The sequence below is a fragment of the Kitasatospora sp. NPDC086791 genome (assembly GCF_040685975.1).
Classification (GTDB): domain Bacteria; phylum Actinomycetota; class Actinomycetes; order Streptomycetales; family Streptomycetaceae; genus Kitasatospora.
Window position 1 is genome coordinate 86,138 of sequence record NZ_JBFBOC010000001.1, and the last position, 13,433, is coordinate 99,570.

The following is a 13,433-nucleotide window of genomic DNA, read 5'->3' on the forward strand; positions in this document are numbered from 1 at the left end:
GCGCGGCTCAGCCGACGCTGAAGGCGCCGTCCGGCGGGGGCGGGGAGTCGGTGGCGTCCGCGTCCGTGACCGGCGCGGTGCGGCCGACCAGGGCTGCCAGGTCGTCGCCCGCCACCAACCGGGCCGGGAAGACGTCGCCCGCGAACCGCCGGGCCAGCTCCGCCTCCGGCAGCGGCGCCGTCGAGCCGGCCAGCAGCACGTTGCCGTACCGCCGCCCGCGCAGCACCGATGCCTCCGCCACCAGGCAGACGTACGGGAACACCGCCCGCACCGTCGCCGCCTGCGCCCTGGCGAACGCCAGCGGCGGGCCGTCCGCCAGATTGGCCGCGTAGCAGCCGCCCTCGCGCAGCACGACCGCCGCCAGGCGGACGAACTCCACCGAGGTGAGGTGCGCGGGCGTGCGGGAGCCGTGGAACACGTCCGCGACCACCAGGTCCTGCGAGCCCGCCGGGACGTCGGCGAGCGACGCCCGGGCGTCGCCGACCGTCGCGGCGACGTCCGCGCCGGGCGTGCCGCGCCAGGGCAGCCGCTCCGCCACCAGCTCCAGCAGCGGCCCGTCCACCTCCACCACCCGCTGCCGCGAGCCGGGCCGGGTCGCGGCCAGGTAGCGGGGCAGGGTGAGCGCGCCGCCGCCGAGGTGCAGCACGTCCAGCGGCCGCCCGGCGGGGGCGAGCGCGTCGGCCAGGTGGCCGAGGCGCCGGGTGTACTCGAACTCCAGATGGGTCGGGTCGGCGAGGTCGACGTACGACTGCGGGGTCCCGTCCAGGGTCAGCAGCCAGCCGCCGTCCCGGTCGAGGTCGGGCATGAGCTTGGCGAAGCCGAGGTCGGTCCGCCGGCCGACCGGCACCGGCTCGTCGGACTCGTCGGACTCGTCGGACTGGTCGGGCTCGTCGGACTGGTCGGGCTCGGAGGTCACGCGTGCTCCCCGACCGGCCGCACGTCCAGGTACGCCTCCAGCCAGTGGTCCAGCTCGGCGAAGACCTGGGTGCGGGCCCTCTCGCCGGACAGCACCAGATCGTGCATGCCGCCCTCGATCCGCACGATCGTGACGTGCCGGCCGAGCCTCGGGCCCTGCGCCGCGATGTCGTCGGCGCGCAGCACGCCGTCGGCGTGGTGCAGCGCGTTGTGCCACTTGGTGGTGGCGATGGACCGGGTGGAGGCCATCAGCAGCACCGGGACGTCGATGCCCAGCCCCTGCCGCAGCCGGCGGTGCCCCTGGTGGATCGCCGACAGCCAGCCCGCGTACAGCGGGAAGCCCTCGGCGGGCTTGAGGGTGAGGTCGAAGTCCCACTCGCCCCGGTGGTCCTTGTGCAGGCTGTGCGTGTAGTGCGGGTTCAGCGTCGACGGCAGCACCCGGGTCGGCGCCAGCCGCCCGATCGCCGTCACGGCCGGCCCGCCGACGGCCCGTACGGCCTGCGAGGTCGGCATCGACAGGAACGGCGAGTTGAGGAACAGCCCGTCCACCAGCCCGCGTCCGGCCCGTCGCCCCGCCCACAGCGCGGCGACCAGCCCGCCGGTGGAGTGCCCGTTCACCAGCAGCTGCCGGTGCCCGTCCACCTCGCGGATGACGCGGACCGCCTCGTCGACCTCCTCGTCGTACTCGACCAGGTCCCGGACGAAGTTCGGCGACTGGTGCGGGCGCAGCGAACGGCCGTACTTGCGCAGGTCGAGGGCGTAGAAGGAGAACCCGAGCGCGGTGTAGTGGTCGGCCAGGTTGGTCTGGAAGAAGTAGTCGTTGTACCCGTGGATGTACAGGACGGCCCGCTCCGCGCCGGGGACGAGCCGTCGGACCAGGGTCGCGCACACCGCCCCCTCGGCGTCGGGGCGGAGGTCGAGCTCCGCCGCCTCGTAGGGGGCACCCAGGATGTCTTCCCGAAACTCCATCTGCGCCGTACCCGTCCTCTGCTCTGCCCGCCGTCGTGGCAGGTGACCACCCGTTCCGAGGGACGACGATACCGGCCGGTAGGTGGTCGGCGCTCGGCGGTGGCCGGGCCGCGCCCGGACGGGCGGGCGGGCGGTCCGGGCCCGGACGGCGGCCTCGACGGCTGGCCCCGGACGGCGGCACTGGACGGCCGGGCCGTCCCCCGCCCCGCCGAGCGTGCCGTCGTGCACCGGCGCGGGGGCCGCTCCGCGCCTCCCCGCCCCTCCTCGTGCGCCTGCTGTGCGCCGGTGGTGATGTGGAACGCTTCCCTTACGGGCAAGGCGAGTTGGGGAGTTTGCATGCAGCACGAGCACAGTGATCCGTCGCTCTACCGGTCGGCCGCCGAGGCGATCGCCGCGCCGCCGGAGAAGCTGGCGTACGTCGCCGGGTTCGACCGGTCGGCCCAGCGGCCGGACGCGCTGCTCACGGTGGACACCGACCCGGCCTCGGACAGCTACGGCACCGTGCTGAACTTCGCCGAACTGCCGACCCTCGGCGACGAGTTGCACCACTTCGGATGGAACGCCTGCTCCAGCGCCCTGGCACACGCCTGCCACGAGAACCCGGAGCGGCGCTTCCTGCTGCTGCCCGGCCTGCGCTCCTCCCGGCTGCACGTGATGGACACCCGGCCCGACCCGGTCCGCCCGCGTCTGGTGAAGACCGTCGAGGCCGCCGAGCTGGCCGCACGGGCGGGCTACTCGCGCCCGCACACCCTGCACTGCGGCCCGGACGGCGTGTTCCTCTCCTGCCTGGGGGCCGGTCGGGGCGCCGACGGGCCGGGCGGGGTGGCGATCCTCGACCACACCACCTTCGACGTGCTGCGCGCCTGGGAGACCGAGCGCGGGCCGCAGCACTTCGCGTACGACGTCTGGTGGCACCTGGGCACCAACGTGGGGGTGACCAGCGAGTGGGGCACCCCGTGGATGGTCGAGGACGGGGTGGTCCCGGAGCTGCTGCTGGGCCGCAAGTACGGCCACGCGCTGCACTTCTGGGAGCTGGACTCGGGGCGGCACCTGCAGCGGATCGACCTCGGCGACCAGTACCAGATGGTGCTGGAGCTGCGCCCGGCGCACGACCCGCAGGCGGAGTGGGGGTTCGCCGGGGTGGTGGCGAACGTCGAGGACCTGTCCTCCTCCGTCTGGCTCTGGTACCGGGACGGGCCGGCGTTCACCGCGCGCAAGGTGATCGAGATCCCCGCCGAGCCGGGGAAGGCCGAGGACCTGCCGCCGGCGCTGCAGCCGTTCGGCGCGGTGCCGCCGCTGGTCACCGACATCAACCTGTCGGTGGACGACCGCTGGCTGTACGTCTCGGCCTGGGGCACCGGCGAGCTGTTCCAGTACGACGTCTCGGACCCGTTCCACCCGCGCCAGGCCTCCTCGGTGCGCCTGGGCGGGGTCGTCGCCCGCACCCCGCACCCGGCCGAGCCGGGACGGCCGCTGAGCGGGGCGCCGCAGATGGTGGAGATCAGCCGGGACGGCCGGCGGCTGTACCTCACCAACTCCCTCTACGGCGCCTGGGACGACCAGATCTACCCGGACGGCATCGAGCCCTGGATCGTCAAGCTGGACGCGGACCCGGTGGCGGGCGGGCTGAGCGTCGACGAGCGCTTCTTCCCGCACGGGGCCGACTTCCGGGGCCTGCGGGTGCACCAGACCCACCTCGCGGGCGGCGACGCCTCCTCGGACTCCTACTGCTTCCGCTGACGGTTCAGCGCTGCAGCGCCTGGTCGTACCGCACCTGCCCCAGCGGCAGCCCGGTCGCGACGAGCCGGCGGCGGACGGAGGTGACCATGCCGGCCGGGCCGCTGACGCAGGCCAGGTGGTCGCGCCAGTCCCCGGCCTCCGCGACGGCGTCGGCGAGGCGCCCGGCGGTGACCGGGGTGAGGGTCAACCAGGGCTTGTGCAGGCCGAGTTCGGCGAGCGCCTGCCAGTCGTAGAGGTCGCTGCGGTCCCGGGCGCCGACGAAGAGGTGGACCTGGCGGCCGGTCGGGCGGTGGGCGGCCTGCTGCTCGACGATCGCCTTCATCGGGGCGAGGCCGGTGCCGCCCGCGATCAGCAGCAGGTCGCGGGAGTCGCCGTCGGGCAGCAGGCTGCCGCGCGGCGGGCCGAGCCGCAGCCGGTCGCCGACGGCGGTGTGCTCGACCAGGGCGGCGCTGACCCCGTCGGGGCCGGTGCGGCGGACGTGGAGCTCCAACTCGTTGTCGGTGCGCGGGGCGCAGCCCATCGAGTACTGCCGCCAGGTGTGCGGCAGCGCCGGGTGCTCGACGGTGCCGTACTGCCCGGCCCGGTACGGGTACGGTTCGCCGGTGCGCAGCCGCAGCACGGCGAGGTCGGGGCGGCGGCGCTCGTGGCCGGTCACCACGGCGTGCCAGTACGGGGGTTCGGTGAGCGCGGAGTCGGCGCCGGCGACCATCGCGCCGACCGCGAAGCGGATCATCCGCACCCAGGCGGCCTCCAGGTCCTCGGTCCAGTGCGCGCCGGCCCGGTGCCGGATCGCCTCGCACAGGGCCTCCTCGAAGGCCTCGTAGTGGACCGGACGGACGCCCAGTTTCCGGTGGTCGCGGCCGAGTTGGCGGAGCATCCGGCCCAGCTCGGCGGGCTGGTGGAGGTGGTCGACGAGGTGGCGGAAGATCCGTTCGAGGTGGATCTGCTGGAACTCCATCGAGGCGGGGAAGAGCGGGCGCAGGTACGGGCGGGTGCGGAACATGACCGCGTAGAGGTGGTCGATCAGCTCGGAGAGCGGGGCGATCAGGTCGAGGTCACGCCGGATCAGGTGCTGGTCGGCGGCGCCGTCGTAGCCGCCGTACCCGCCGTCGTCGCCGTCGCCGTACCCGAAGTCGCCGCCCGAGGAGGAGGACGGGGCGAGGAGTTGGCGGCGGAGGCGCATCGCGTGGTGACGGGCGATCAACCGGTCGTACTCGGCGGTGGCGGTGCCGGTGGCAAGGTGCGTGCTGCTGCTGTTGTCCATGTCATGCCCAGTCAACGCGCGGGCGCCGAACGCGAGAAGGGCCGATCGCCCCGAACGGACCCGGGACCATCGACCCCTTGCCAAGCACCGTGCCGAGCACTGCCGAGCACTGCCGAGCACTGCCGAGCGGGCACGGCCACCGGCGCGGCCCCGGGGCCGCGGCCGGGCCGCTACCGGGGCTTCTCGGCGGACGAACCGGCCGACGAACCGGCGGAGGACCCGGCACCCGGTCCGGCACCCGGTCCGGCACCCGGTCCGGCCGTCCGCTCGGCCCGCCCCTCCTGGGCTTCGGTGGCCGCCCAACTCGCCAGCAGGCGCAGCGACTCGGCCGAGGTCGAGCCCGGTTCGGCGTGGTAGGTGACCAGCACCTGGTCGCAGTCCCCGGCCGGGCGCAGGGTCTCGTACTGCAGGCTGAGCCCGCCCACCACGGCGTGGTGCAGCAGCTTGGTGCCGTGGCCCTTGTCCTGGATGTTGTGGGTGGCCCACAGCCGGCGGAAGTCCTCGCTCTTGACCGAGAGTTCGCCGATCAGCGAGGCGAGGTGCGGGTCGTCAGGGTCGCGTCCGGCGTCCAGCCGCAGGATGCCGACGACGTCGCTGGCCTTGCCCTCCCAGTCCTGGTAGAGCTCGCGCGCGGCCGGGTCGAGGAAGACGTGCCAGGCCATGTTGCGGTGCTCGGGCGGCATCGCGTCGAAGTCGCCGAGCAGGGCGGTGCCGAGCCGGTTCCAGGCGATGATGTCCAGGCGCCGGCCGAGCACGTACGCGGGCACGCCCTCCATCGCGTCCAGCAGCTGCTGCAGCGCGGGCCGCACCCGCTGCACCCGGGCGGCGGCCCGGCCGGAGCGGCGGCGGGGCGGCTTGGTGAGCCGGCCGAGGTGCTCGCGCTCGGCGGGGCTGAGCCGCAGCGCCCGGGCGATGGCGTCCAGCACGGCGGCGGAGACGTTCTCGCCGTGGCCCTGTTCCAGCCGGGTGTAGTAGGCGGTGCTGACTCCGGCGAGCTGGGCCAGCTCCTCGCGGCGCAGCCCGGGCACCCGGCGGCGGGTGGTGGTGTCCCGCAGGCCCACGTCCTCGGGCCGCAGCCGGGCGCGGCGGGATCGGAGGAACTCGCTGAGTTCGGTGCGCTGGTCCATGTCTGCAGTATGCGGGGCTTCCGGCGCCGCCGGGCGGGCGAGGGTGATACTGCCGTGCGTACGTTCCGCTCCCGTACGTCCCGGCTTCGTACGTAGAGCTCTGGTCTGGTTGGCCGGGCCGGCCCGCCGCAGTCTTGAGGGCATGACGAACGAGACGATCAACAGCACGGCCGGCACCGCCACGGGCACTACCACGCACACCGCTGCCGGCACCACCCGCACCGTCACCGCCTACGCGGCGCAGCGGCCCGACGCCCCGCTGACGAAGACCACCGTCACCCGCCGGGCCGTGGGCGAGCACGACATCGTGATCGACATCAAGTTCGCCGGCATCTGCCACTCCGACATCCACCAGGTCGGCGAGGACTGGGGCACCGGCATCTTCCCGATGGTCCCGGGCCACGAGATCGCCGGCGTGGTCAGCGAGACCGGCCCCGGCGTGACCCGCTGGAAGGTCGGCGACCGGGTCGGCGTCGGCTGTTTCGTCGACTCCTGCCGCGAGTGCGACAACTGCCGCGCCGGCCTGCAGCAGTACTGCACCGGCGAGGGCGGCGCCGTCTTCACCTACAACGGCACCGGCAAGGACGGCCTGCCGACCTACGGCGGCTACTCCGCGGAGCTGGTCGTGGACGAGGCGTACGCGCTGGGCATCCCCGACAGCCTGCCGCTGGACGCCGCCGCGCCGCTGCTGTGCGCGGGCATCACGCTGTACTCGCCGCTGGTCCACTGGGGTGCGGGCCCGGGCAAGAAGGTCGCGGTCGTGGGCCTCGGCGGCCTCGGCCACATGGGTGTCCAGCTCGCCCACGCGATGGGCGCGGAGGTCACCGTGCTCAGCCAGTCGCTGCGCAAGCGCGAGGACGGCCTGAAGCTCGGCGCCGACCACTACCGGGCCACCTCCGACCCGGCGACCTTCAGCGAGCTGGCGGGCAGCTTCGACCTGATCCTCAACACCGTCTCCGCCGACCTCGACCTCAGCGCCTACCTGGGCCTGCTGCGGGTCGACGGCACCATGGTGCAGGTCGGCGCACCGGAGAAGCCGGTCACGGTGAACGCGCACGCGCTGCTCGCCGGGCGGCGCTCGCTGGCCGGGTCGATGATCGGCGGACTGCCGGAGACCCAGGAGATGCTGGACTTCTGCGGCGAGCACGGCATCACCGCCGAGATCGAGCTGATCCGGGCCGACCAGATCAACGAGGCCTACCGGCGAGTGCTGGCCGGCGACGTCCGGTTCCGCTTCGTGATCGACGCCTCGACCATCTGACGGACCGCCCGCGCGGCCGGACGACCGACCGCAGGACCGGCCGGACGACCAGCCGCAGGACCCGCACGACCCACGCGGCCACGAAGGTGCCCCGCGCCCCGGTGCTCTCCCGTCACCAGGGCGCGGGGCACCCGCGTCATACCGAGGCGGTCTTCGCCGCCCGCCGCTCCTCGCGGCGCTCCAGCCGCCGCTGCCGGCCCCGGCGCGGCGGCTGGTCGGGCAGCCAGCCGAAGGTGAGGCAGGCGCCCACCACGCCGAGCAGCATCCCGATCAGGAAGCCGCCCAGGTTGGAGGTGACCCAGCTGGCCAGCGAGGCCAGCACGGCGAGGATGGAGTAGAACAGCCGCTGCGCCGGGTTGAACAGGATCAGCAGGCCGCACAGCGCCATCACCGCCGGCACCAGGTACCCGGCCAGCCCCTGCATCCCGATGTGCAGGACGACGGGCAGCGGGGCCCGCAGGGTGAACAGGATCTCGGCGCCGCCGAGCAGCACCAGCAGCCCGCCCCAGAACGGTCGCCGGCCCCGCCAGTCGCGCTTGCCCGGGCGGGCGGCGGGCGCGGCACCGTCGGCGGCCGCGACCGTGGCGGCGGTGCCGGAGGCGGCGGCCGTCCCCTCGGCCGCCGCCTCCTCGGCCCGCGCCCCGGCGCCCCCGTCGGTCCCGGCCGGCTCCGGTACGGACTCCGTCATGCTCAGCAGCCCTGGGAGCCGAAGCTCAGCCGCAGGTTGGGCAGTTTGAACCCGACGGCGGTGCTCGCGTAGTTGTGCTGCTTGAGGTGCGTCAGCACGACGGTGTCGGCCTGCTGGCCGAAGACGCCCGGGTTGCCCTTGCCGACCGGGCCGGCCTTGGTGAACGTGCTGGCGTCGCCGCCGATCTCGATGTTGGTGAACTCCGCGTCACCGGACAGCAGATCGGAGTCGGTGGTGAGGTCGGAGGCGCTGACGGGGGTGCCGCCGTCGCCCGCGTGGATCACCAGGTTGATGCCGCCGAGGTCGACGCTCTGGCACAGGTTGGTGATCTCGGCGCTCTTGATCGCCGACACCGCGACCAGCACCTGACCGCCGGTGGAGCCGGCGTTGGGGCTGTCGGGGATCATCGAGTCCAGCGAGCCGAACTGGGCGAAGCCCTTGCCGTCCAGCTTGTCGGCGGTGATGGTGAACGGCATGCCGGAGATGGAGAACTGCGCGGCGAGCACGCCCTGGGCGGTGAGCGCCATCAGGACGCCCCCGGCGGCGACGGCCGGCAGGGCCATCAGGGCGGTGCGCTTGAGCCGTACCCGGCCTCTTCTCGGCGCGACCGGCTGCGGGGTCCCGGCCGCGGCGGCGGCGTCCTCGGACATGGCCATGTGTGCTCCCTGTGGGTGGATGGGGTGTGCAGGCACTGGCACGTTGTCCTGGCGCGGACAGCGTTCCGCGGCACGAACGGGGCGCCCGCCCCTCGGCAGCGGGGCGGGTCCGGTCGTGGCGCGGTAAGTAACTGGGAAGCTACTGCCCGGTATTGGCCGGGTCAATACGGGTGCACGAAGGATCTTCACCGATCCCGGCCGCGCACCGTTCGGGCGCCTCGACCAGGGCGAGCGGTCCGGCCGGGCCCGCCGAGCCGAGCCGCCCGGCCGCCTCCGCCGGGCCGAGGAACGGAGCCAGGCAGAACATGCTCAACACCGGTAGCAGCTCAGGAAGTTGATCGGTCCGACCGGAGTCGATCCGGCGGTAGATCGCGCTGTAGACACCGCCCACCACGGCGTCCACCAGCTCGTCCACCGTCACCCCGCCCGGCAGTTGGGGCGCCTCGGCGAAGAACGCCCGGAACCTGGTGAGGAGTTGATCGCGCTCACGCCGCCCGGCCGGGCCGACCGCCTCGATCTCGATCACCGCCATGGTCGCGAACGCCGGTGTTCCCGCGAGCAGTTGGAGCATCGCGCCGAGCGCCTGCCGGATCCCGTGACACCAGTCGGATTCGGCCGCGAAGGCCGCCGCCATCCGTCGGAGCACCACCCCGGTGCCGTAGCGGTGCGCGGCCAGGAAGGCGTCCTCCTTGCCGCTGAACAGCTCGTAGAAGACCGGCCTGGTCACGCCCGCCGCGCGGCAGATGTCGCTCACCGTCGCGTGCTGGTAGCCGCGTTCGGCGACGGTCCGGACCAGACCGTCCAGCAGCCGCTCCCGCTGGGTCGCGGCGACCACGCCCGCGGGCTGCCGGCGCGGGCCGGGCTTGATCGACCGGGCGGGATCGCGGCCGGTCCGCGCGCCCGGCAGCAGGACCACGTCGGCACTCCGGAGGTAGTTCCGTTCCATCACCAACTCCTGTGTCCTGTATTGACATTGACGCAACATCGGGTTTACAACACTGACAGGTTTCCAACCGGTGGGCGAGCAGGCCCCCCACCGGTCGACCTCCAGGGGCTCCCCCGGTCCGGACGGAACCACCCGGGCCACGGGACCACGGCGGGCGCAGGCCCGCGGCGGTGGCAGCCGCCGACGTGCACCCCCACAGCACCGCACGTCCGCACCGACCCGGCGCAGTGCCGCCGGGCCGTGCCGCTGTGTTCCGCACCGCCGCACCGCGGTACGGCCGCACCGCCTCACGGCCACGCAGCCGTACAGCCGTACAGCTTTGGAGCTTTGGAGCCGTACAGCCGTACAGCTTTGGAGCCGTACAGCCGAACCGCACGAGTGGGCCCGTGGCGCCGGGCCCGCCCGCACCGCGGCCCCGCCGGAGCCCCCGGTACGCCATGCACCTCCCCCGTCGTGCACACCACCACACCCGCACGCCGGGATTCCCCCCACCCGTCCCCCGGACGGAGAGAGGTACCCTCATGCGCATCCGCCGCACCCTCGCCACCGCCGCCCTCACCGCGCTCGCCCTCACCGGCGCGGCCGTCGCACCCGCCGAGGCCGCCACCGCCGTACTGACCACCGGCAGCCCGTCCGGCCCGGCCGTCTCCGTCGGCGACGTCCTGTCCGCCAACCTGGCCTCCGGCAGCTACGCGACCTTCTACAACAGCGCCACCGGGACGAGCGGCATCAAGTGCGCCGCCTCCTCCTTCTCGGCGACCGTCACCTCCAACCCGGCCGCACCGGGCAGCGCCGTCGAGCAGCTCAACACCCAGACCTTCGGCTCCTGCACCTCCAACGTCCTCGGCGTCACGAGCGTCAAGAGCATCACCGTCACCAACCTGCCGTTCACCAACACGGTCAGCGACGCCCCCGGCAACCCGGTCAAGCTCACCCCCGGCGCGGCAGGCCCGATGGGCACCACCGTCGTCCTGGGCACCATCCTGGGCAGCATCAGCTGCAACTACCAGAACAGCACCGGGATCAACGGCACCACCTCGAACACCGGCAACACCATCGGCTTCTCCGCCCAGCCGTTCACGCTGGTCTCCGGCCCCGGCCTGTGCTTCTCGACCGGCTGGTTCAGCGCCACCTACGGCCCGGTCACCGACACCTCGGTCCCCGGCAGCCCGGCCCTCTTCGTCAACTGACGGTCCGCGCCGCCCCCTGACGAGCGGCTCCGCCCCGACCACGGCGGCGTACGGCACCGGCACCACGCCGTACGCCGCCCGGCCGTGCCGGCGGCACCGCGCCCCCACGGGCCGGCGCCGTGACCGGACCGGACGGGGCGGCGCCGAACCCGCGACACCGATGTGACCGGCCGGTAGGGTGGCGCCGCACGGAGACGGCGAACCGGAACGGGGCGGCACATGGACAGCGGCGGGAACGGCGGCAGCGGCGGCGGCGGGAACGGCAACGGCCCCGCCAACGGGACGAACGGCACGGGCTTCTTCAGCTCGGTCACGGACGCCGCCGAACAGCTCGCCGCCACCGGCTACCTCGCCTCCACCGCCGTCGCCACCACCGTCTTCCTCGCCGACCGGCTCGGCAAGCCGCTGCTGGTCGAGGGCCCGGCCGGGGTCGGCAAGACCGAACTCGCCAAGGCCGTCGCCGCGATCGGGCAGGCCCGGCTGGTCCGGCTCCAGTGCTACGAAGGCATCGACGAGGCCCGCGCGCTCTACGAGTGGAACCACGCCAAGCAACTGCTGCGGATCACCGCCGGCCGGGACGGGGGCTGGGAGGAGGCCCGCGACGACATCTTCGGCGAGGAGTTCCTGCTCACCCGCCCGCTGCTCACCGCCATCCGCGGCGAGGAGCCGACGGTGCTGCTGATCGACGAGATGGACAAGGCCGACGTCGAGGTCGAGGCGCTGCTGCTGGAGGTGCTCAGCGACTTCCAGGTCACCGTCCCCGAACTCGGCACCATCACCGCGAGCCGCCGCCCCTTCGTGCTGCTCACCTCCAACGCCACCCGGGAACTCTCCGAGGCGCTGCGCCGCCGCTGCCTCTTCCTCCACCTCGACTACCCGGACGCCGAGTTGGAGAGCCGCATCGTCCGCCTCAAGGTGCCCGGACTGGACGACACCCTGGCCGGATCACTGGTCCGGATCGTCGGCGCGCTGCGCACGATGGACCTGCGCAAGGCGCCGTCCGTCGCCGAGACCATCGACTGGGCCCGCACCCTGCTCGCCCTCGGCGCGGACACCCTGGACGAGGGCGTCGTCCGGGACACCCTCGGGGTGATCCTCAAGCACCAGGACGACATCCGGAAGGCCGCCCAGAAGCTCACCCTCGCGTGACCGCCGTGCCCCCGCCGTCCGGGCCCCGGCCGTCCACGCGCCCGCCGTCCGGAGCGGCGCCCTCCGGACCCCCGCCGGCGAACGCGGGGCCCGCCGACACCGCCGCCCGCCTCACCGGTCTGGTCCGCGCCCTGCGCGGCCACGGCCTGCGGATCGGCCCCGCCGAAACCGTGGACGCCGCCGCCGTCCTCGACGTCCTCGGCTTCACCGACCGCGAGCGGATGCGGGCCGGTCTGGCCGCCGCGCTGCTGCGCTCCGACACCCAGCGGACGGTATTCGACGCCGCCTTCGACCTGTTCTTCCCGCTCGGCGTCGGCACTCCCGAAGCCGTCCGCGCCCTCCGCACCGACCTGCCGGCCGTCCCCGCGGACCCCGAGCCACCGCGCTTCGGCCGCCCCGACCCGCTCCGCGACGACCTGCGCGAACGCCTCGCCGCCGCCCTCGCCGCCGACGACCGCGCCGCCCAGGCCCGGCTCGCCGGCGAGGTCGTGGAGGCCTTCGGCCGGTACGGCGCCGGCAGCACACCCGGCTCCGACGGCTGGTCCGCCCACCAGGCGCTCGGCCGGCTCGCCCCCGAGACGCTGCTCGCCCGGATCCTCGCCGCCCTGCGCGCGGCCGGTGCCGCGACCGACCTGTCCGACCTCGTGCTCGCCGACGAGATCCGCCGCCGCATCCGGGACTTCCGCGCCCTCGTCACCGGCGAGGCCCGCCGCCGGATCGCCGAACTGCGCGGCCCCGAGCAGATCGCCGAACGCGCCGTCGCCCCCACCGTCGACCGGATCGACTTCCTGTACGCCGGCCGCGACCAGCTCGCCGAACTGCGCCGCACCGTCCACCCGCTGGCCCGCAAGCTCGCCACCCGGCTCGCCGCCCGCCGCCGCCGCGCCGCCCGCGGCCACCTCGACCTGCGCCGCACCCTGCGCCGCTCGCTGACCACCGGCGGCGTACCACTGCGCCCCGCCCACCGGCTGCGCCGCCCGGCCCGCCCGGAGCTGGTGCTGCTCTGCGACGTCTCCGGCTCGGTGGCTGGCTTCGCCGACTTCACCATGCTGCTGGTGCAGGCGATGAGCGAACAGTTCACCAAGGTCCGGGTGTTCGCCTTCGTCAACCGCACCGCCGAGGTGACCGACCTGCTCAGGTCCGGCGACGACCCGGCCCGGCTCGCCGCCCGGATCCTCACCGGGGCCCGGGTCACGGGCTACCACGGCAACAGCGACTACGGCTCCGCGCTCGGCGACTTCGCCGAGCACCACCTCGACGCGGTCGGCCCGCGCACCTGCGTGCTGGTCCTCGGCGACGCCCGCACCAACCACCGCGACCCCAACCTCGACGCCCTGCGCCGGATCGCCGCCCGGGCCCGCAGGGTCTTCTGGCTCAACCCCGAACAGCCCTCCCACTGGCCCACCGGCGACTCCGCCGCCCCCGCGTACGCCGAGGTCGTCGAGATGCACTCCTGCCGCAACGCCCACCGCCTCGGCGAACTCATCGCCCGCCTCCTGCCGGTCTGAGGCCCGTGCCGGCGTCTCCC

The 13,433-nt window shown here is 74.2% G+C and carries 12 protein-coding genes; 5 read left to right on the plus strand and 7 right to left on the minus strand.

Translation table 11 applies throughout. The annotated features are described in order from the left end of the window. Positions 1-7 precede the first annotated feature (7 nt). Positions 8-805 carry a fused MFS/spermidine synthase gene (locus AB0Q99_RS00340; RefSeq protein WP_363568148.1) on the minus strand — a complete coding sequence of 266 codons (798 nt, stop codon included), beginning with the start codon at positions 803-805 and terminating at the stop codon, positions 8-10. Between the two features lie 107 nt (positions 806-912). Further along, complete coding sequence (locus AB0Q99_RS00345) at positions 913-1,884, minus strand: alpha/beta hydrolase (protein WP_363566901.1); 972 nt, start codon at positions 1,882-1,884, stop codon at positions 913-915. Between the two features lie 336 nt (positions 1,885-2,220). Between AB0Q99_RS00345 and AB0Q99_RS00350 the strand changes: the two genes are divergently transcribed. After that, on the plus strand, positions 2,221-3,624 hold the full coding sequence (locus AB0Q99_RS00350; protein ID WP_363566903.1) for a selenium-binding protein SBP56-related protein: 1,404 nt from the start codon (positions 2,221-2,223) through the stop codon (positions 3,622-3,624). Between the two features lie 4 nt (positions 3,625-3,628). On the opposite strand, the gene AB0Q99_RS00355 is transcribed toward AB0Q99_RS00350, so the two are convergent. After that, positions 3,629-4,888 carry a globin domain-containing protein gene (locus AB0Q99_RS00355; protein WP_363566905.1) on the minus strand — a complete coding sequence of 420 codons (1,260 nt, stop codon included), beginning with the start codon at positions 4,886-4,888 and terminating at the stop codon, positions 3,629-3,631. A gap of 170 nt (positions 4,889-5,058) precedes the next feature. Next, positions 5,059-6,015: a helix-turn-helix transcriptional regulator gene (locus tag AB0Q99_RS00360; protein WP_363566907.1), complete on the minus strand. Its 957-nt coding sequence runs from the start codon at positions 6,013-6,015 to the stop codon at positions 5,059-5,061. A 142-nt stretch (positions 6,016-6,157) separates the two neighbouring features. Between AB0Q99_RS00360 and AB0Q99_RS00365 the strand changes: the two genes are divergently transcribed. Beyond that, a complete protein-coding gene (locus AB0Q99_RS00365; protein ID WP_363566909.1) occupies positions 6,158-7,276 on the plus strand; it encodes an NAD(P)-dependent alcohol dehydrogenase in 1,119 nt (372 codons plus the stop codon). 136 nt (positions 7,277-7,412) lie between these two features. Here AB0Q99_RS00365 and AB0Q99_RS00370 read toward each other — a convergent pair whose 3' ends face one another. The 3 genes from AB0Q99_RS00370 to AB0Q99_RS00380 all read right to left on the minus strand — a co-directional run bounded on the left by AB0Q99_RS00370 (position 7,413) and on the right by AB0Q99_RS00380 (position 9,566). Next, complete coding sequence (locus tag AB0Q99_RS00370; RefSeq protein WP_363566911.1) at positions 7,413-7,964, minus strand: DUF6114 domain-containing protein; 552 nt, start codon at positions 7,962-7,964, stop codon at positions 7,413-7,415. Between the two features lie 2 nt (positions 7,965-7,966). Next, positions 7,967-8,620: a DUF6230 family protein gene (locus tag AB0Q99_RS00375; protein WP_363566913.1), complete on the minus strand. Its 654-nt coding sequence runs from the start codon at positions 8,618-8,620 to the stop codon at positions 7,967-7,969. A 139-nt stretch (positions 8,621-8,759) separates the two neighbouring features. Next, positions 8,760-9,566, minus strand: a complete 807-nt coding sequence (locus AB0Q99_RS00380) for a TetR/AcrR family transcriptional regulator (RefSeq protein ID WP_363566915.1) — start codon at positions 9,564-9,566, stop codon at positions 8,760-8,762. Between the two features lie 521 nt (positions 9,567-10,087). Between AB0Q99_RS00380 and AB0Q99_RS00385 the strand changes: the two genes are divergently transcribed. The 3 genes from AB0Q99_RS00385 (at position 10,088) to AB0Q99_RS00395 (ending at position 13,413) form a co-directional block, all read left to right on the plus strand. Beyond that, entirely contained in the window at positions 10,088-10,756 is a 669-nt protein-coding gene (locus AB0Q99_RS00385; RefSeq protein ID WP_363566917.1) for a Tat pathway signal sequence domain protein, read from the plus strand. Positions 10,757-10,975: 219 nt separating this feature from the next. Further along, a complete protein-coding gene (locus tag AB0Q99_RS00390) occupies positions 10,976-11,905 on the plus strand; it encodes a MoxR family ATPase (RefSeq protein ID WP_363566919.1) in 930 nt (309 codons plus the stop codon). A gap of 119 nt (positions 11,906-12,024) precedes the next feature. Then, positions 12,025-13,413 carry a VWA domain-containing protein gene (locus AB0Q99_RS00395; protein WP_363568150.1) on the plus strand — a complete coding sequence of 463 codons (1,389 nt, stop codon included), beginning with the start codon at positions 12,025-12,027 and terminating at the stop codon, positions 13,411-13,413. Positions 13,414-13,433 lie beyond the last annotated feature (20 nt).

Bases quoted from the DNA above. Each gene is read 5' to 3' on its own strand.
- AB0Q99_RS00340 (WP_363568148.1), bottom strand. From the start codon at position 805: ATGCCCGACCTCGACCGGGACGGCGGCTGGCTGCTGACCCTGGACGGG.
- AB0Q99_RS00345 (WP_363566901.1), bottom strand. From the start codon at position 1,884: ATGGAGTTTCGGGAAGACATCCTGGGTGCCCCCTACGAGGCGGCGGAG.
- AB0Q99_RS00350 (WP_363566903.1), top strand. From the start codon at position 2,221: ATGCAGCACGAGCACAGTGATCCGTCGCTCTACCGGTCGGCCGCCGAG.
- AB0Q99_RS00355 (WP_363566905.1), bottom strand. From the start codon at position 4,888: ATGGACAACAGCAGCAGCACGCACCTTGCCACCGGCACCGCCACCGCC.
- AB0Q99_RS00360 (WP_363566907.1), bottom strand. From the start codon at position 6,015: ATGGACCAGCGCACCGAACTCAGCGAGTTCCTCCGATCCCGCCGCGCC.
- AB0Q99_RS00365 (WP_363566909.1), top strand. From the start codon at position 6,158: ATGACGAACGAGACGATCAACAGCACGGCCGGCACCGCCACGGGCACT.
- AB0Q99_RS00370 (WP_363566911.1), bottom strand. From the start codon at position 7,964: ATGACGGAGTCCGTACCGGAGCCGGCCGGGACCGACGGGGGCGCCGGG.
- AB0Q99_RS00375 (WP_363566913.1), bottom strand. From the start codon at position 8,620: ATGGCCATGTCCGAGGACGCCGCCGCCGCGGCCGGGACCCCGCAGCCG.
- AB0Q99_RS00380 (WP_363566915.1), bottom strand. From the start codon at position 9,566: ATGGAACGGAACTACCTCCGGAGTGCCGACGTGGTCCTGCTGCCGGGC.
- AB0Q99_RS00385 (WP_363566917.1), top strand. From the start codon at position 10,088: ATGCGCATCCGCCGCACCCTCGCCACCGCCGCCCTCACCGCGCTCGCC.
- AB0Q99_RS00390 (WP_363566919.1), top strand. From the start codon at position 10,976: ATGGACAGCGGCGGGAACGGCGGCAGCGGCGGCGGCGGGAACGGCAAC.